16 protein-coding genes are annotated in these 16,120 nt (G+C 69.0%); 5 read left to right on the plus strand and 11 right to left on the minus strand.

The features are described from left to right. Positions 1 to 60 precede the first annotated feature (60 nt). Entirely contained in the window at positions 61 to 459 is a 399-nt protein-coding gene (locus B1818_RS10250; RefSeq protein ID WP_068971291.1) for a hypothetical protein, read from the plus strand. 9 nt (positions 460 to 468) lie between these two features. Here the strand turns inward: B1818_RS10250 and B1818_RS10255 are convergent, their stop codons facing one another. Together B1818_RS10255 and B1818_RS10265 are read right to left on the minus strand one after the other, a co-directional pair. Continuing rightward, the gene (locus tag B1818_RS10255) at positions 469 to 2,022 is read right to left on the minus strand and encodes an adenylate/guanylate cyclase domain-containing protein (RefSeq protein ID WP_078112750.1); all 1,554 of its coding nucleotides are present in this window, start codon (positions 2,020 to 2,022) and stop codon (positions 469 to 471) included. Positions 2,023 to 2,351: 329 nt separating this feature from the next. Then, complete coding sequence (locus tag B1818_RS10265; protein ID WP_078112663.1) at positions 2,352 to 3,638, minus strand: adenylosuccinate synthase; 1,287 nt, start codon at positions 3,636 to 3,638, stop codon at positions 2,352 to 2,354. 81 nt (positions 3,639 to 3,719) lie between these two features. Here B1818_RS10265 and B1818_RS10270 point away from each other — a divergent pair, with 81 nt between their 5' ends. Further along, positions 3,720 to 4,376: a hypothetical protein gene (locus B1818_RS10270; protein WP_078112664.1), complete on the plus strand. Its 657-nt coding sequence runs from the start codon at positions 3,720 to 3,722 to the stop codon at positions 4,374 to 4,376. Positions 4,377 to 4,384: 8 nt separating this feature from the next. Here the strand turns inward: B1818_RS10270 and B1818_RS10275 are convergent, their stop codons facing one another. The 5 genes from B1818_RS10275 to B1818_RS10295 form a co-directional block, all read right to left on the minus strand. Next, positions 4,385 to 5,737, minus strand: a complete 1,353-nt coding sequence (locus B1818_RS10275) for an MFS transporter (RefSeq protein WP_078112751.1) — start codon at positions 5,735 to 5,737, stop codon at positions 4,385 to 4,387. Positions 5,738 to 5,852: 115 nt separating this feature from the next. After that, positions 5,853 to 6,677, minus strand: a complete 825-nt coding sequence (locus B1818_RS10280; RefSeq protein ID WP_078112665.1) for a polysaccharide deacetylase family protein — start codon at positions 6,675 to 6,677, stop codon at positions 5,853 to 5,855. 49 nt (positions 6,678 to 6,726) lie between these two features. Further along, positions 6,727 to 7,638, minus strand: coding sequence for a cation diffusion facilitator family transporter (locus tag B1818_RS10285; protein WP_078112666.1), 912 nt, complete (start codon positions 7,636 to 7,638; stop codon positions 6,727 to 6,729). A 48-nt stretch (positions 7,639 to 7,686) separates the two neighbouring features. Next, positions 7,687 to 8,811 carry an aromatic acid exporter family protein gene (locus tag B1818_RS10290; RefSeq protein ID WP_078112667.1) on the minus strand — a complete coding sequence of 375 codons (1,125 nt, stop codon included), beginning with the start codon at positions 8,809 to 8,811 and terminating at the stop codon, positions 7,687 to 7,689. 42 nt (positions 8,812 to 8,853) lie between these two features. Beyond that, entirely contained in the window at positions 8,854 to 9,306 is a 453-nt protein-coding gene (locus tag B1818_RS10295; protein WP_078112668.1) for a DUF3151 domain-containing protein, read from the minus strand. Between the two features lie 379 nt (positions 9,307 to 9,685). On the opposite strand from B1818_RS10295, the gene B1818_RS10300 reads away from it, so the two are divergent. Together B1818_RS10300 and B1818_RS10305 are read left to right on the plus strand one after the other, a co-directional pair. Continuing rightward, positions 9,686 to 11,488 (plus strand): hypothetical protein, encoded by a 1,803-nt coding sequence (locus B1818_RS10300; protein WP_078112669.1) that lies wholly within the window; start codon positions 9,686 to 9,688, stop codon positions 11,486 to 11,488. Beyond that, positions 11,485 to 11,775: a hypothetical protein gene (locus tag B1818_RS10305; protein ID WP_226514028.1), complete on the plus strand. Its 291-nt coding sequence runs from the start codon at positions 11,485 to 11,487 to the stop codon at positions 11,773 to 11,775. The genes B1818_RS10300 and B1818_RS10305 overlap by 4 nt, the downstream gene beginning before the upstream one ends. An 89-nt stretch (positions 11,776 to 11,864) precedes the next feature. On the opposite strand, the gene fbaA is transcribed toward B1818_RS10305, so the two are convergent. Further along, positions 11,865 to 12,902, minus strand: a complete 1,038-nt coding sequence (gene fbaA / locus B1818_RS10310; protein ID WP_065629627.1) for a class II fructose-bisphosphate aldolase — start codon at positions 12,900 to 12,902, stop codon at positions 11,865 to 11,867. 227 nt (positions 12,903 to 13,129) lie between these two features. On the opposite strand from fbaA, the gene B1818_RS10315 reads away from it, so the two are divergent. Continuing rightward, a complete protein-coding gene (locus B1818_RS10315; protein WP_065629569.1) occupies positions 13,130 to 13,864 on the plus strand; it encodes a VTT domain-containing protein in 735 nt (244 codons plus the stop codon). A 6-nt stretch (positions 13,865 to 13,870) separates the two neighbouring features. On the opposite strand, the gene B1818_RS10320 is transcribed toward B1818_RS10315, so the two are convergent. Genes B1818_RS10320 through B1818_RS10330 form a run of 3 tightly spaced genes read right to left on the minus strand, consistent with a single transcriptional unit; the run spans position 13,871 to position 16,093 of the window. After that, a complete protein-coding gene (locus B1818_RS10320; protein WP_078112752.1) occupies positions 13,871 to 14,572 on the minus strand; it encodes an RNA methyltransferase in 702 nt (233 codons plus the stop codon). Continuing rightward, positions 14,565 to 15,143, minus strand: coding sequence for an orotate phosphoribosyltransferase (gene pyrE, locus B1818_RS10325; protein WP_068971819.1), 579 nt, complete (start codon positions 15,141 to 15,143; stop codon positions 14,565 to 14,567). The genes B1818_RS10320 and pyrE overlap by 8 nt, the downstream gene beginning before the upstream one ends. Positions 15,144 to 15,181: 38 nt before the next feature. After that, a complete protein-coding gene (locus tag B1818_RS10330) occupies positions 15,182 to 16,093 on the minus strand; it encodes a hypothetical protein (RefSeq protein WP_078112670.1) in 912 nt (303 codons plus the stop codon). Positions 16,094 to 16,120 lie beyond the last annotated feature (27 nt).

Below are 16,120 nucleotides of genomic sequence, written 5' to 3' on the forward strand. Positions count from 1 at the left end.
AACGAACCCGGGGAGTTCTGCCCATTCCCACTCGACAAGCCCTGTCCTACCTTCGCTCTCATGAACACGACCATCACCCGCCTGGCCACTGCCGGCGCTTCCCTCGTCCTCACCGCCGGCGCGCTCGCCGTCGGCACCTCGACCGCGGTTGCCGCGCCCTCGGCACCGTCCTGCGATGCCGGGCAACGGACCGTCACCTCCGTCGTCACCGACCGGTCGGCGGCGTCGATCTGTCAGTGGCGCGCCGACGGCACCCTCGAATACCGGGGTGTCGCGCGTTCGAGTGGCAACACCCTGTGCATCCCGGTGTCCGAGGTGCACGTGCAGGAGAACGGCAGCGGCCGTCACTACTACGTCGCCTACAACAACGGGTACAAGTACTCGGTCTTCGACGGACTGGGCCTCAGCATCGTCGGCCCGGACGGGCGGCTGATCAGCTCCGAAGACGCGATCGGCTGAGCGAGGCCCTCACTCGTCGTCGACGAATGCGGCGAACACGGTCGTCTCCTCGGTCCGGCCGCGCAGCGAGGTGGTCTCCTGTTCCTCCCACCGCTCGGCCTCGTCCCGCTGCGCGGCCTTGACCGCGCGTCCGGAGGCCAACGGCCGCCGCGGATCCCGTTTGGCCAGTTCCGACAGGCGGGCACTCTCGTTGACCGGGTCGCCGATGACGGTGTACTCGAATCTCTCGATGGCACCGACGTTCCCGGCGACCACGGCCCCGTGGCTGACCCCGATACCGGCCGACAGGTCGGGCACCTCCTCGGCCAGGCCGCGGGCGATGTCGCGCGCGGCGGCGAGCGCGCTGCCCGCGGCGTCGTCGAGATCGATGGGTGCGCCGAAGATGGCGAGCACCGCGTCGCCCTCGAATTTGTTCACCAGGCCGTCGTGTTCCTCGACCGCCCGCACGATGACCGCGAAGAACTTGTTGAGGATCTCGACCACCTCGGTCGGGCGTCGTTGCGCGGCAAGCGTCGTCGAACCGATGACGTCGACGAAGAGCGTGGCGGCGAGACGTTCGGTCCCGCCGAGTTCCGGGTTCGACGACATGGCCGCCTCGGCGACTTCGTGGCCCACGTGCCGTCCGAACAGGTCCCGTATCCGTTCTCGCTCACGGAGTCCCGCGACCATCGAGTTGAAACCCACCTGCAGGTCGCCGAGTTCGGTGCCGTCGTAGACGACGAGGTCGGCGTTGTCGAGGTCACCGTCGCTCACGCGGTTCATCCCGGCGCGCACGCTGCGGATGGGGCCGGTGACGCTCATGCTCGACAGCAGCGTCAGCAGCAGGCCGGTGAAGAGTGCGGTGACCCCGAGGACCGTGGCACCGACGAACAGGTCGAGCTTGGAGGTCTCGTCCCGCGCGAGCCCGAACGCCAGCACCAGCAGGATGCCGATGATCGGGGTCGCCGAACCCACCATCCACGAGACGACCGAGCGCGCCCGCACACCGGTACGTTTGCGCCGGCGGTGGCCGGCCGAGATCAGTTCCGCCGCAACGGGACGCAGAGTGAAGTCGATGAACAGATATGAGATCGCCACCACCACAACACCACTGAGGCTCACCACGAAGATGGTCTTGGGGATCAGCTGTGGGTCGACGATCCCGTACATGATCGTGAGCATGATGGCGGCGATGCCCCACAGGAATCCCTGCACCAGCGACAGTCGCCACGGCAGCCGCATGGTCCGCCGGGCGTCGCGTTTCGTCGGGGTGACATCGCGGATCGCCCACCGCAGATCACGGACGCCGACATAGGTGCCCCACCCGATCCCGACCACGAACGCCGCGGTGATGTAGACGGGCACCACGATGAAGTTGACCCACCACAGTTCGGCGGTGAAGATGGTCGGCTGCGGGATGCCGACCGCGGTGAGCGCGACCGCGACGATCGCCCCGAACAGGTTGGCCACCACGATCGACGCGGTCAGCAGGGTCTGGATACGGATCCGCTGTTTGACCGAGCTCTCGCCGACGGAGCCGAGCAGGATGGACCCGTAGTCGCGACTCCCCCGCTTGGCACGCATGGGCACTAGCTAATCACGAGCAGACCGCGAATCCGCGACGAGCTCGCCGAGCGGAGCATCACCCCGCCCCAACCCTGCTCCCTAATCCGAAAAAGCGACCCCATTGCTCCCTGAGGTGTGAGGAGCGCAAGCAACTGCCCGCCGCCCCACTGGCCCCTGAGGTGCGAGGAGCGCAAGCGACGAGCCACGAAGGGCCTGGTGAGACACGTTGCGAGCCCTTCGTGGCTCGCTTCGCTCGCACCTCAGGGAGCATGAAATCAGACGCTCACGGGTGTTCTTTCGTAGACCCTCGACGGCCGCCAAGCCGCCGAAACCCCAGGAGCGAAGGGTCAGACGATCTCGCGCCGCACGATCGTCTGGTCCCGTCCCGGACCGACACCCACGCACGAGATGTGCGCACCCGAGAGCTCCTCGAGCCGCAGGATGTAGTTCTGCGCGTTCTGGGGCAGTTCGTCGAAGGTCTTGCACTGGGAGATGTCCTCCCACCAGCCGGGCATCTCCTCGTAGATCGGCTTCGCGTGGTGGAAGCCGGTCTGGGTCATCGGCATCTCCTCGACGCGCTCACCGTCGACCTCGTAGGCCACGCAGATCGGCACGGTGTCGAGGCTGGAGAGGACGTCGAGCTTGGTGAGGAAGTAGTCGGTGATGCCGTTGACGCGGGTCGCGTAGCGGGCGATCACGGCGTCGAACCAGCCGCAGCGGCGAGCGCGACCGGTGGTGACACCCACCTCGCCGCCGGTCTTGGCGAGGTAGGCGCCCCACTCGTCGAAGAGTTCGGTGGGGAACGGCCCGGAGCCCACGCGCGTGGTGTAGGCCTTCAGGATGCCCAGGACGGTGGTGATCTTGTTGGGTCCGATGCCGGCGCCGACCGCGGCGCCACCGGCGGTCGGATTCGACGACGTCACATACGGATAGGTGCCGTGGTCGACATCGAGCAGGGTGCCCTGGGAGCCCTCGAGCAGCACCGTCTCGCCGTTCTCCAGGGCCTGGTTGAGCAGCAGCCGGGTGTCGGCGATGCGGTGCCTGAATCCTTCGGCCTGCCCGAGGACCTCGTCGACGACCTGCGCCGGGTCGAGGGCCTTGCGGTTGTAGATCTTGACCAGGATCTGGTTCTTCAGCTCGAGCGCCGCCTCGACCTTCTGGGTGAGGATCTTCTCGTCGAGGACGTCGGCGACGCGCACGCCGACGCGGGCGATCTTGTCCTGGTAGCAAGGACCGATGCCGCGGCCCGTGGTCCCGATCTTCTTGTTGCCCAGGAAACGCTCGGTGACCTTGTCGATCGCGACGTGGTACGGCATGAGCAGATGCGCGTCGGCGGAGATCAGCAGGCCGGAGGTGTCGACGTCGCGGTCCTCGAGGCCACCGAGCTCGGTGAGCAGCACGCCGGGGTCGACGACCACGCCGTTGCCGATGACGTTCTGCACGCCGGGCGTCAGGATGCCGGACGGGATGAGGTGCAGCGCGAAGGATTCCCCGGTGGGGAGTACGACGGTGTGCCCGGCGTTGTTGCCACCTTGGTAGCGGACAACCCAGTTGATCCGGCCTCCGAGGAGGTCGGTCGCTTTGCCTTTGCCCTCGTCACCCCACTGGGCTCCGATAAGCACGATCGCGGCCATGTCCGGTACTCCTTTGTGTGGCGCGCTTGGGACCAAACCTGACCAACACTACTGGGTCGGCGCGCTCGATACGCTATCCGCGTGCCGTTTGCCCTTCTGAGCCAGACCAGCCGCGCCGACGACAAGAAGGCCGTCCGCGCCGCGGTCGCCGACGCCCTCACCGATCCCGACGTCACCCGACTCGTCGTCGAGCCGCGCGTCGCGGAGCGCTTCGCACCGACCGTGGCGCACGAGAACGACATCTTCCTGTCCCAGGTGCTGGCCGCATTGATGGTCACCGAACGACTCGACGTCGAGATCGCATACGTCTCCGCCGAGGCCACACCCGCGACGCGTCGCTACCGGTTGCCGCACGGACCCGCGGCCCGCGAGCTCGCCGAACACGGCACGGCGGTCGCGGTGCCGCTCATCCGCGACGACGCCGCGACCGTCATCATCGGCAGCGCGCGTCACCTGGGCGCCGAGGGCGCGAAGCTGCACGGTGAGACCTACGTCGACAACGAGCGCCTCTTCGACGGCGAGGTGCGTTCGATCCTCATCGAACCGACCCTGACCGCACCCGGCCTCCGCGCGCAGGTGGAGCGGATGTTGTTGCCGGGCAAGTGGTTCACCGGGCGCGCGTGTCAGACGGGCGGGACCAACGTCGTCGTCGAGCGCGAGGGCGTCGTGAACCCGCGCGTGCTCAAGCGCTCGACGTTCTACCGCCACGTCACCGATCTCCTGCTGGTGCGCCCCTGATCCGGGACTCAGCCGACCGGCCGCGCCTGGGGGCCCGTCGTGAGGTGGAGATCGTCGCGCCGGATGAGCGTCGTGGCCACGACGCTGATGATCGCGGTCAGCACGAGGTAGCCGGCGGCGAGCCACGGTGACCCGCCGGCCGCCCCGATCAGCGCGGTGAGGATCAGCGGCGTCAGACCCGAGGCGTAGATGCCGGAGAACTGGTAGACGACCGACAGTCCGGTGTAGCGCACCGGGGTCGGGTACAGGCTCGCGAACAGGGTGCCCTGCGCGCCGTAGAAGAGTGCGTGGATGACCCCGAAGACGATCACCAGTCCCACGGTGAACCAGAGCAGGTTCGAGGTCCCGAACAGCACGAACACCGGGTAGACCGCGACGCCGTAGGCGGTGATCCCGATCAGGTAGATCGTCTTGGCGCCGTACCGGTCGGTGAGCAGTCCGGAGAACGGGAGCAGGGCCGCCATCACGAGCGAGGCGATGGTCACGGCGACCAGCACCGGGACCTTCTCCATGTCCAGTTCGGTGGTCGCGTAGGCGATCGCGAAGACGCCCCAGGTGTTGAAGGCCGACCCCTCACCCCACCGGGCGAGGAGGCCGAGGACGGTGTTGCGCGTGTTCGGCGGGACCACGACGTCGCGCAGTGGTGCCGTGGACTTCTTGGCGAGCTCGGCCACCTCGGCGAACGCCGGCGTCTCGTCGACCTTCAACCGCACGACGAACCCGATGACCACCAGGACGATGCTCACCAGGAACGCGATGCGCCAGCCGTAGGTCAGGAACGCCTGCTCGTCGAGGGCCACCTGCAGCAGCGCGAACACTCCGGTGCCCAAGGCGAGTCCGAGGGCCAGGCCGATCTGCGGGGTGCTCCCGAACAGACCGCGCTTGCCGTCCGGGCTGTGCTCGACCGACAGCAGCACCGCACCTGCCCACTCCCCGCCCAGCGCGAAACCCTGCACGATGCGCAGGAGGAGCAGGAGGATCGGGGCGAGCACACCGACCGTCTCGGCGGTGGGCAGCACACCCATCAGGGCGGTCGCGACGCCCATCATCACCATGGTGATCGCGAGCGTGCGCTTGCGGCCGATGCGATCACCGATGTGCCCGAAGACGACTCCGCCGATCGGGCGCACGACGAAGCCGACCGCGAACGTCACGAAGGACAGCAGGGTGCCGACGAACGAACTCTGGTCGGGGAAGAACAACTGGTTGAACACGAGGCTCGCCGCGGTCGCGTAGAGGAAGAAGTCGTACCACTCGACCGTGGTGCCGAGAAGGCTTGCGGCGACGACGGTCCGGAGCCGTTTGCGACGTTCGACGTCGGTCTCGCCGGCGAGCACGGGTGGAAGTGTGGAGGTAGCCATGACCGACACACGGTAACGACGCGGCGACCCGATCCGACGACTACGAATCAGCGTGAACGAAAAGTTGCGGTCGGCGTCCGCACCTCGCCGCCGCCACCGGAGGTGCGGTCGGACCTCAGCGGCCCGCGGCGAAGTAATCGTCGAGTGTCACCATGCGCAGCTTCCGATTTCGGATGATCTCGACGAGTTCCGGATACACCTTGGTCACCGGATCGTGATTGGCGTGGCCGATGACGATGCTCTGCGGACGGAAGTACTTGCGCGCGCAGCGGATGAGGTACCTCTCGGTGATCAGGCCGGAGTCGGACAACGAGCCGTACCAGAGGGTCGGCACCGTGTAACCGAGGTCGGCGGCCACCGCGTCGACGCCTGCGTTGTGGTACCCGAACGGCGGGCGATAGTACGGCGTGCCGTCGACACCGAACTGGTTGCTCAGGAACCGTTTGGTCCGGCGCAGTTCGTCGGCCACCCCGCGCGAGGACAGCTCGGTGAGCGCGGGATGACTCCACGTGTGATTGCCCAGCTGGATCTGGCCGGACTCGACGAGCGGCCGCAGGGTGCTGCGGTGGTCGGTCCAGCCGTCGAACGAACCGGTGACGAAGAAGGTGAACCGGGCGCCGGTGTCCCGGGCGAACTTCACATAGGCGCCGATCACCTCCGAGCTCGCGCCGTCGTCGACCGTGAGCGCGAGACACCGGCCGGGACCGGGCAGTGCGGTGATGGCCCCGTCGGGCAGCGGTCGGCGGGTTCCGACCGCCGGCGGCAACAGTCCCGACGACGGGACGGGCGTCGTGCTGGTCGGCCGCGGCGGGGTGGACGGCCCATCGGCCGGGTCGATCTCGGCCGCCGGGACCGGCGTCGCGCAGCCCACGAGGACGCCCGAGGTCAGAGCCCCCACGGTGCCGGCGGCGAGCACCGCGAGAAAATCGCGTCGTTCCATTCGCCGCAATGTAGGGCATAACCGACATTCACGGCGCCACGACGCACGGTCACCAGGTCATCTCGTCACGACAACGTCGCTGATGGTCGTCGGGGTCGATCTGCACCGTCGCATGTTCGAGGCCGTGGCGGGCCAGGACGGCCTGTGCCGCGGGCAACACCTCATCGTTGGGCCGGCTGCTGCCGAGATGCACGGTGGCGACGTCCATCCCGGTCGTCAGCGTCCAGACATGAAGGTCGTGCACGTCGTCGACGACGGGGATGTCGGCCAGATCGGCCCGCAGGGCCTCGACGTCGATGTGGGCCGGCGCCTGCTGGTTGAGGATGCGCAGCGCGTCGAGCGCGAGTCGCACCGCCCGCGGGACCACCCACAGCGCGATCAGCACCGCGACGACGATGTCGGCGTAACCCCACCCGGTCGTCATCGCGACGACGCCGGCGATCAGCACGCCGACGCTGCCCACGGCGTCGGCCAACACCTCCAGGTAGGCGCCGCGAACCGCGATCGACTCCTTGGCGTCCGCCCGCAACAGCAGCATGACCCCGAGATTCACCAGCAGACCGATCAGGGCCACCACGATCAGCGTGAGGCCCGGGACCTGCGGGTCGCTACCGATACGCTCGACCGCCTCGTAGAGCACGAAGACCGCGACGCCCATCAGCAGCACGGCGTTGGCCACGGCGGTGAACACCTCGGCGCGATGCCACCCGAAACTACGGGTGTCGGTGATCCGCCCGTGCCGGCCGAGCAACAGCGCGATCAGCCCCATGACGAGTGCGACGACATCGGTCAGCATGTGCCCGGCGTCGGCGATCAGCGCGAGCGAGTTCACCAGGATGCCGGTCACGAGCTCGACGACGAAGTAGCCGCCGATCAGCCCGACCGCCAGCACCATCGGCCAGAGCCGACGCTGTCCCGCAGCCGCGGCGGGAGCGTGCGAGTGCGAATGTGAGTGCCCCATGATGCCGGTCAATATATGCAGAACTTCGCATATGTGGCAACAGCCGGGTCAGCTCCGCAGGGTCGCCAGCGCGGAGGATCGGCGGAGCCCCGCGGTCATCAGCAGGTCGACGAGCAACGACCGGATCTCGGCCAGCAGGGCGGCCTCCGACAGTTCGCTGTTGGTCACCAGATCGGCACGCGCCTTGCGCACGATGCTGCGGATCACCCGCGCGGCGTCGGCCTGATCGGGTGCCTCGCCGGGGTCCGCCATCATCATCGCGCGTAACACCTCGAACGCCCCGGCGAGATCGTCGATGATCTCGATCAGCTCCGGCTGCACCGCGACACCCCGCTGGGTGAGGCCGAGGGAACGCCGGGCGATGATCCGGAAGTTGCGGACCGCGTTGTCGATGGGGTCGGCCGTTGCCGAGATCCGGTCCAGCCGCATCCTCGATCCCCAGTACAGGGGCGAGATGCGGGTGACCTCGCGGCCGCCGGTCATGTCCGATCGCATCTTGTTGATCTCGGCCTGCGTCCCGCGACCTGCTTCGAGGGCGGCGGCGATCAGCTCCTCGTCGCGTTCGCGGAGTCCGGTGGCCAGCCGGCGAGCGGCATCGCGGACCGTCGCCAGGACGCCCGCCGCGTCGCGTCGCGCTCGGCTGGCCGGGTTCACCGGCAGCAACGCACCCACGAGGATGCCCACCAGCCCGCCGATGAGGGCGTCGATCGCGCGATGGAAACCCGCCACCCCACCGGGCGGGAGGAGCGTCGCGACCAGCGCGGCCGACGAGGCGGCCTGCATGGGGACGAGCGGACCGTCGTCGAGGAAGACCGCCACCAACATCGCCAGCGCGACGACGACCATGATCTGCCAGGCGCCTTCGCCGACGAGACTGATGAAGAGGTCGCCGACGAGGATGCCGATCGCGACGCCGCCCACGAGTTCGGCGGCCCGGCGCCAACGCTGTCCCAGGGAGAGCCCGAGCGAGATCACCGCGGCGATCGGCGCGAAGAACGGATCGGGATGATCGAAGATCTCCACCGCGATCCACCACGACGCCCCCGCCGCCAGCGCGCACTGGACGATCGGGACCAGCGACACGCGCAGCCGGCGCAGGCGGCTCTTCAGCGGCGCGGGCATCGCATTGAACACCCGGCGCGGGTACGACGGGTTCGCGGCACTCGGAGCCATCAGGCGGACGTCATCCGCAGGTGACCGATCGACTCGGTGCGATCACACGAGGCCGAGTTCGGCGGTCGCGCGCGGGTCGCTGTCGTTGAGCAGGTCGAGGCAGCGCAGGTGCTCGTCCTCCTCGCCGATCAATTCGGCGGCCCGGGCCAATGCCCCGACGCAGCGGAGGAAGCCGCGGTTGGGTTCGTGACTCCACGGCACCGGCCCGAAACCCTTCCAACCGTGGCGTCGGAGCTGGTCGAGGCCGCGGTGGTAACCGGTCCGGGCGTAGGCATAGGCCGCGATGACCGCGGCGGTGTCGATGTCGTCGCCGGCGGAGGCCGTCTTCGACGACTCTAGAGCCGCCTCGGCCAGGTAGGCCCAGGCGATCGAGGCGGTCGGGTGTGCAGCTGCGACCGCGGCCGGCGCGGCGCCGTTGAGCAGGTCCGATTCGGCGTCGTCGTCCCCGGTGAGCAGAACGGGTTGCGGGCCGAGTAGATCTCCGAAAGACGTCATGTCCTCTATTCAAGCACCGCCTGCGGACTCCGACGCCGTTCGCTCGCGGCGGCCGGCGCCCATTCGATCAAATGCCCTAGTGCTGGACCGCCGGGCCGTTCGCTAGGGTGAATGGCGCAATCGGTCCTGCTGCCCGCCGCTGAACGGCGACGCCGGGCGGCCGGGCCGTAGTCGTGCACGGGCGAGATGCGGGGTGATTCAGTCGATGGCGCGATCCGACAGGCCGAGAGCCGCTGTCACCAAGGCACTGTCGACGCTCAAGCAGGTGCGGGACGAGCGCCGGGCTCGTCAGACGGACACGCGGCCGACCCCCGATACTGTTCCGACCGGCACCGACGCCGCTCCACCCAGCACCAGCAGAGAGGGTCACGAGCCACCCGTGGACGATCCCACCGAGAACGAGACCGCCGACGACACGGCCGCCCCGACCGAGGCGACCCCGGCGGAGTCCACGACAGACGCGTCCACGTCCGAGGAGACCACCACGCGCAAAGCAGCGACCGACAAGGACGCGACGGACAAGGATGCGAAGCAGCCCGCGGCACCCACCCCGAGAGGTGGGCGTGGGATCGACGGCGCCACCCAGATCATCAACCGCGACAACCTCCCGTCCGCCGAAGACCTCGAAGACCTGGACGACATCGACCCGCTCAGCGAGGCGCCCGACACCGCGGAGACCGAAACGACCGAGCCCGACGACGCCGAGGCCGCCCCGCCGGCACCGGCCCGGCTCGGCCCGAGCGACTCCGCGACCACCGTCATCCGTCGCTCGGACCTCCCGGACGCCGCCGAGCTCGAGGACCTCGACGACATCGACCCGACGGCCCCGGAGCCCGAGGCAGCGTCCGCCGGAGAAGAGAGCGCCGACTCCAGGACCGAGGGCTCCGACGCCGAGACCGCGTCCACCGAGTCCGGGTCCGCGCCCGAATCCGAGTCGGATCAGAACACCGGTGCGGCCGCCGAACCAGCGCTTGCCGACGACGACACGGACCCGTCCACGGGCACCGCGGTCAGCGCCGGTGTGGGCGCGGCGGGCGCGGCGGCCGTGGCAGCCGGAACGACTCGTGACTCCGACGACGAGTCCGAGGCCGACGACGAGTCCGAGGCCGAGTCCGAGGCCGTGGATACCGACGTGGCGCCAGACGAGGCAGCGACGGACGAAACGGCAGCAGACGAGGCAGAGGCGCACCAGGACCCCGTAGCCGACTCGGACGCCGAGAACGAGCCGGCCGCAGCCGAGGCCGAGGGCGTCGAGGCGGAGGGCGCAGAGGCAGAGGGCGTCGAGACCGAACCAGCACCGGCGGAGCCGGTCGCGGAACAGCCTGCCCCGGACGAGACCCCCGCGGACGCGGCGACAGCAGACGACTCGACCGCAGACGACTCGGCCGTGACGGAGGTCGACTCGCCGACCGAGACCGATGCTGCCGCCGACGCTGACGCCGACGCCGACTCCCCCACCGAGGCGATCGCCGTCCCGACCGGCGAGGACACCGACACAACCGAGCCGGACACCACCGACACCGACACCGAGGACGACGACTCCGGTTCGGGCGCGGCGACGGCCGTCATCCCGGCGGCAGCAGCGGCATCCACCGCCGCCAAAGCCCGGACCGAGACCGACGCGCCGGCCGACGACGACGCGCGGACGACCCCGGAGCCGGCCGTGGCCGCCTCGACCGCCGGATGGACGACCACCGACCGCGAACCCCAGGTCATCCCGGGCAGCGGCCCCAAGGCACCGCGGAAGAAGCGCGGCAAGGGTCTGCTGATCGCCGCGGCGGCGATCGTGGTGGCCATCGTGGCCGTCGTCGGCGGCATCTTCGCCTACAGCAGCCTGCAGGCACCGGCGCCCGCCGATGAGGCCGCGACCGTGGCCATGGACTACACCACCGCGCTCTACGAGGGCGACCTCGGGACCCTGCGATCGGTCACCTGCGGTGAACTCAATGCGTTCTACACCGACTTCGACGACGCCGCCTATCAGCGGACCTACGAAGCGCAGCGGGCCCGCAACGAGCTCGTTCAGACGCAGTCGATCAACGCGGTCCGGGTCGTCGAGGGCGGAGATCAGGCCGTCGTCGAAGTCGTCGCGGTGCACACCAACGCCCCGGACCAGCCCGAAACCGTCACGCTGAACCTGCAGCGCGACGGCGACGACTGGAAGGTGTGCAACCCCACGTGACGAGCGGACACCGGCCGGGCCCGCCGCCCGGACCGGGTGGCCGCTCTACGCCGGGTTTCTACACCCCGCCGTCCCGTCCGGTGGCACCCGCCGCATCGGCGCCGCGGCCGCGTCCCGCCGCGGACAACCGTCTCGGGGAGAACCGGGTACCGAGCACCCGGATCCGGCCCTATCCGGTCGAACCGCCGCGGCGATCGCGGTCGCGTGTCGACCCGGCCGTCGTGATCGCGGCGCTCGTGATGATCGCTCTCGCGGGTGCGGTCGTCGTCGGACTCGCCATCACCTGAACCCGGCCGCCGCGGGGACCGGGCCTTCCAAGCCTGAAACAGTTCTGCCCGCACCCTTTTCAGGGTGCGGGCAGAATGCTGTGCGTCCGTCAGGCGGTCAGGGACTTGCCGTTGGACTTGAGGTCGTTGCACGCCTCGACGACGCGCTCGCTCATGCTGGTCTCGGCCTTCTTGGACCAGCTACGCGGGTCGTAGACCTTCTTGTTGCCGACGTCGCCGTCGACCTTCAGCACACCGTCGTAGTTGCTGAACATGTGGCCGGCGACCGGGCGACTGTAGGCGTACTGCGTGTCGGTGTCGACGTTCATCTTCACGACGCCGTAGCTCAGGGCCTCGTCGATCTCGCTCTTCAGCGAGCCCGAACCGCCGTGGAACACGAAGTCGAAGGGCTTGGCGGCGTCGCCGAGGCCGAGCTTCTTGGCCGCGACCTCCTGGCCGGTGTTGAGGACGTCGGGACGCAGCTTGACGTTGCCCGGCTTGTAGACGCCGTGCACGTTGCCGAAGGTTGCCGCGAGCAGGTAGCGGTTGCCGGAGTCGCTGGCACCGAGCGCCTCGATCGTCTTCTCGAAGTCCTCGGGGGTGGTGAACAACTTGTCGTTGATCTCGTTCTCGACGCCGTCTTCCTCGCCGCCGACCACGCCGATCTCGATCTCCAGGATGATGTTGGCCGCTCCCGCCTTGGCCAGCAGTTCTTTGGCGATCTCCAGGTTCTCGTCGAGCGGTACGGCGCTGCCGTCCCACATGTGCGACTGGAAAAGCGGGTTGCGACCGGCGTCGACGCGCTCCTGTGAGATCTGCAGCAGCGGCCGGACGTAGGTGTCGAGCTTGTCCTTGGGGCAGTGATCGGTGTGCAGACCGATCAGGACGTCGTATTTGGCCGCGACGACGTGCGCGAACTCGGCGAGGGCGACCGCTCCGGTCACCATGTCCTTGACACCCTGGCCGGACCCGAACTCGGCGCCACCGGTCGAGAACTGGATGATCCCGTCACTGCCGGCATCGGCGAAACCCTTGATCGCGGCGTTGATCGTCGACGACGAGGTGCAGTTGATCGCGGGGAATGCGTAACCGCCCTTCTTCGCCTTGTCGAACATCTCGGCGTACTGCTCCGGGGTTGCAATGGGCATCGACGAATCCTCCAGGGTGTTGATGTGCTCTGGTGTTCGGGTTCTCTCGCCGTCGACTGATGTTTCGGTGGCGAGCAGCCGGACTTCCCGCGGCCGGACTTCTCCCAGTATGGCAGGTGCCACATCGCCCGGCGCGGGCACCATTCGTGCCCGGACCTGCTGGAAAACGGCGGTGGCGGACCCGTGAGATTCTGTCCTCGACGGACGCGCAGGTACTCTGGCTCCCCGTGATCGACTCCGCGCTTGCCACCACGACCACCAACCTGGCGCTGCTACCGGGATTCCTGGATCCGGTGAACCTGCTGAATTCGTTCGGCACGTGGATGCTGGCCGGTCTGCTGCTGGTCGTGTTCATCGAGTCGGGTCTGCTCTTCCCGCTGCTCCCCGGCGACTCGCTGCTCTTCACCGCGGGCCTCATCGTCGCGGCGAAGTCGGCGGAGATCGAGCCCTTCGCCCCGCTGTGGGTGCTGCTCGTCCTGATCCCCATCGCGGCGTTCCTGGGCGACCAGGTCGGCTACTGGATCGGTAAGAAGGCGGGGTACTCGCTGTTCCGGCCGGACGCGAAGGTCCTGAAGCAGGTCTACATCGAGGAAGCGCACGAGTTCTTCGAGAAGCACGGCCCGGTGACGATCATCCTCGCGCGTTTCGTCCCGATCGTGCGCACCTATGCGCCGCTCGTCGCCGGCGCCGCGAAGATGCGGTACCCGATCTTCCTCACGTACAACATCGTCGGCGCGATCGCCTGGGGTGCGGGTGTCACCCTGCTCGGCTACTTCCTGGGCCAGATCGAGTTCATCCGCGACAACATCGATTACATCTTCCTGTTCATCGTCTTCATCTCGGTGCTGCCGATCATCTCCGAGATCGTCAAGCGCATCCTGCGCTCGCGGAAGAAGGTCGTCGAGGAGGAGCCCCTCCCCGCCTCCGACGAGGCCAACAACTCCGCCCCTCCCGCCAACTGAGTCCCGTCACCACGCGGCGTCGAGGTCCGCGTGCTGACGGACCCACGCGTGCATGGCGATCCCGGCCGCGACGCCCGCGTTGATACTGCGCGTCGAACCGAATTGCGCAATCGACACGGTGAGGTCGGCCGCGCGCTGCGCGTCGTCACTGACCCCCGGACCCTCCTGCCCGAAGACCAGCACGCAGTCGCGCGGTAGATCCGCCGTCTCGAGCGGCAGGGCTCCCGGCGTGTTGTCGACCGCCACCACGGTCAGTCCCTCGTCACGAGCCCAGTCGATGAGATCTGCCACCGTCTCGTGGTGCATCAGGTGCTGATAGCGGTCGGTCACCATCGCTCCGCGACGATTCCACCGACGTCGTCCGACGATGTGGACGGCGGCCACCGCGAAGGCGTTGGCGGTGCGCACCACGGTGCCGATGTTGGCGTCGTGGGCGAAGTTCTCGATGGCGACGTGCAGCGGATGTCGTCGGGCATCGATGTCGGCGACGATCGCCTCGCGCGACCAGTACCGATAGGCGTCGGCGACGTTGCGGGTGTCGCCGTGGGCGAGCAACTCGGCGTCGAGGCGCGGGTCGGCGGGTACGGGTTGATCGGGATGTTCGTCGGCCCAGGGCCCGACTCCCACGGCCGGCCCGGTCTGCCATTCGGTGGGACCGGGTACCGCGCCGGTCTCGTCGGCGGAGCCCGCCGGGCCGGCCTCAGGCAAGCCCGAGGTCACCGAGATCGAGGAGCGAGCGGTACGGCACGCCCAGACCGGTGATGACCGCGTCCGCGCCGGTCGCGCGGTCGACGACAGTGGCCACCCCGACGACGTTGCCGCCGATACCGCGGACGGCTTCGACAGCCGTGGACGGTGAGGCGCCGGTCGTGCTGGTGTCCTCGACGACGAGCACGTCGCGACCGACGATGTCGGGGCCCTCGATCTGGCGTTGCATGCCGTGTGCCTTGGCGGCCTTGCGGACGACGAAGGCGTCGATCGGCCGCCCGTCGGCGTGCATGATCGACGTCGCCACCGGGTCCGCGCCGAGGGTGAGGCCGCCCACGGCGACGTAGTCCCAGTCCGCGGTCAGTTCCCGCATCAGCCGGCCGATGAGGCGGGAGGCCTCGTGGTGCAGCGTCGCGCGGCGCAGGTCGACGTAGTAGTCGGCCTCCTTACCCGACGACAGCGTCACCTTGCCGTGGACCACGGCGAGGTCGCGGACGAGCTCGGCGAGCCGCGCCTTCGCGGTCGGGTCGACCTGCGGGGTCTCGGCGGGAACCGGGGCGGACGAGGACATGCGGCTTCCCTCTCGGTCGAACATGGAGCGTCAGGCGATCAGTTGCGGTGCCGGTTGGGCCGCTCGCCGGCGTCGCGGCGGGGTGCGTCGTCGGAGGACCCGGCGGACCCGCGGACGGGCATCGGCGACATCCGGCGGCCCCCGGTGGACGGGGCCGGGGGCTTGCGTGCCGCAGCCGGGCTCTCGGGATCAGCGGACGCGCCGGTCTGGGACGCCGCTGCGGTCGAGGTGCCGGCGGCCTGCCGCCGACGCTTGTCGCGGAGGGACTCGGTCTTCTCGTCGGCGAGCTCGGCCCGCGTGGGTCCGTGCGGGTCGCGCGGATCGGGCGAATCCTCCGGCTCTCGCATCGGCGGCAGCACCCGGAGCAGATCGGCGAACCGGCGGACGACCTCCAGCCCGGTGTTCAGCTTCGCCGGGTCGTTGGTCACCGGCATCGAGCCGAGCGCCCAGTTACCCTCGTTCCACAGGACCTCGACGAACGCGGGCGCCTTGTTGGCGAGCGCGACCATGCGGCGGTCGCAGACCCGGCGGGCGACGTCGAGGTTGTTGGAGAACATGACGCGCGGGCCCATCGCGCCCAGCAGTTCCACGTCTTCCTCGGCGGGCGCGAGGACGTCCTCGTGCCGGAGGTCGACGACGACGTGCGAGGGCGAGGAGCGTCGGACGGCGATCACGGTCGCGGTCTCGGCCAGGTCGAAGACCACGGCCTCCACCCCGGCGTAGTGGCCGTAGGCGACGTCCTGGACCGGGATGTGGTCGCCGACGTTCATCGTGGCGCGCCGAAAGACCTTGCGCAGCTTGGTGTCCGACTCGCGGAACTTGAACTCGTGCTCATCGCCCCAGACCGCACGCTGGTGCCGTGCGACGCTCGACCGCTGGCGGTCGAGCCACAACAGGACACCCGCACCCAGTAGGGCCACGGCGGCGATCAGGAAATAGACGGTGGTCATCGCGCTACAGCCTACTATCGGCGGGCC

The organism is Gordonia sp. IITR100 (genome assembly GCF_002009645.1).
Lineage (GTDB): Bacteria > Actinomycetota > Actinomycetes > Mycobacteriales > Mycobacteriaceae > Gordonia > Gordonia hongkongensis.

Excerpts from the sequence above, each read along its gene's own strand:
- B1818_RS10290 (WP_078112667.1), bottom strand. The coding sequence starts at position 8,811 with ATGGCTCCGAGTGCCGCGAACCCGTCGTACCCGCGCCGGGTGTTCAAT.
- B1818_RS10275 (WP_078112751.1), bottom strand. The coding sequence starts at position 5,737 with ATGGCTACCTCCACACTTCCACCCGTGCTCGCCGGCGAGACCGACGTC.
- B1818_RS10280 (WP_078112665.1), bottom strand. The coding sequence starts at position 6,677 with ATGGAACGACGCGATTTTCTCGCGGTGCTCGCCGCCGGCACCGTGGGG.
- fbaA (WP_065629627.1), bottom strand. The coding sequence starts at position 12,902 with ATGCCCATTGCAACCCCGGAGCAGTACGCCGAGATGTTCGACAAGGCG.
- B1818_RS10330 (WP_078112670.1), bottom strand. The coding sequence starts at position 16,093 with ATGACCACCGTCTATTTCCTGATCGCCGCCGTGGCCCTACTGGGTGCG.
- B1818_RS10265 (WP_078112663.1), bottom strand. The coding sequence starts at position 3,638 with ATGGCCGCGATCGTGCTTATCGGAGCCCAGTGGGGTGACGAGGGCAAA.
- B1818_RS10295 (WP_078112668.1), bottom strand. The coding sequence starts at position 9,306 with ATGACGTCTTTCGGAGATCTACTCGGCCCGCAACCCGTTCTGCTCACC.
- B1818_RS10285 (WP_078112666.1), bottom strand. The coding sequence starts at position 7,638 with ATGGGGCACTCACATTCGCACTCGCACGCTCCCGCCGCGGCTGCGGGA.
- B1818_RS10255 (WP_078112750.1), bottom strand. The coding sequence starts at position 2,022 with ATGCGTGCCAAGCGGGGGAGTCGCGACTACGGGTCCATCCTGCTCGGC.
- B1818_RS10250 (WP_068971291.1), top strand. The coding sequence starts at position 61 with ATGAACACGACCATCACCCGCCTGGCCACTGCCGGCGCTTCCCTCGTC.
- pyrE (WP_068971819.1), bottom strand. The coding sequence starts at position 15,143 with ATGTCCTCGTCCGCCCCGGTTCCCGCCGAGACCCCGCAGGTCGACCCG.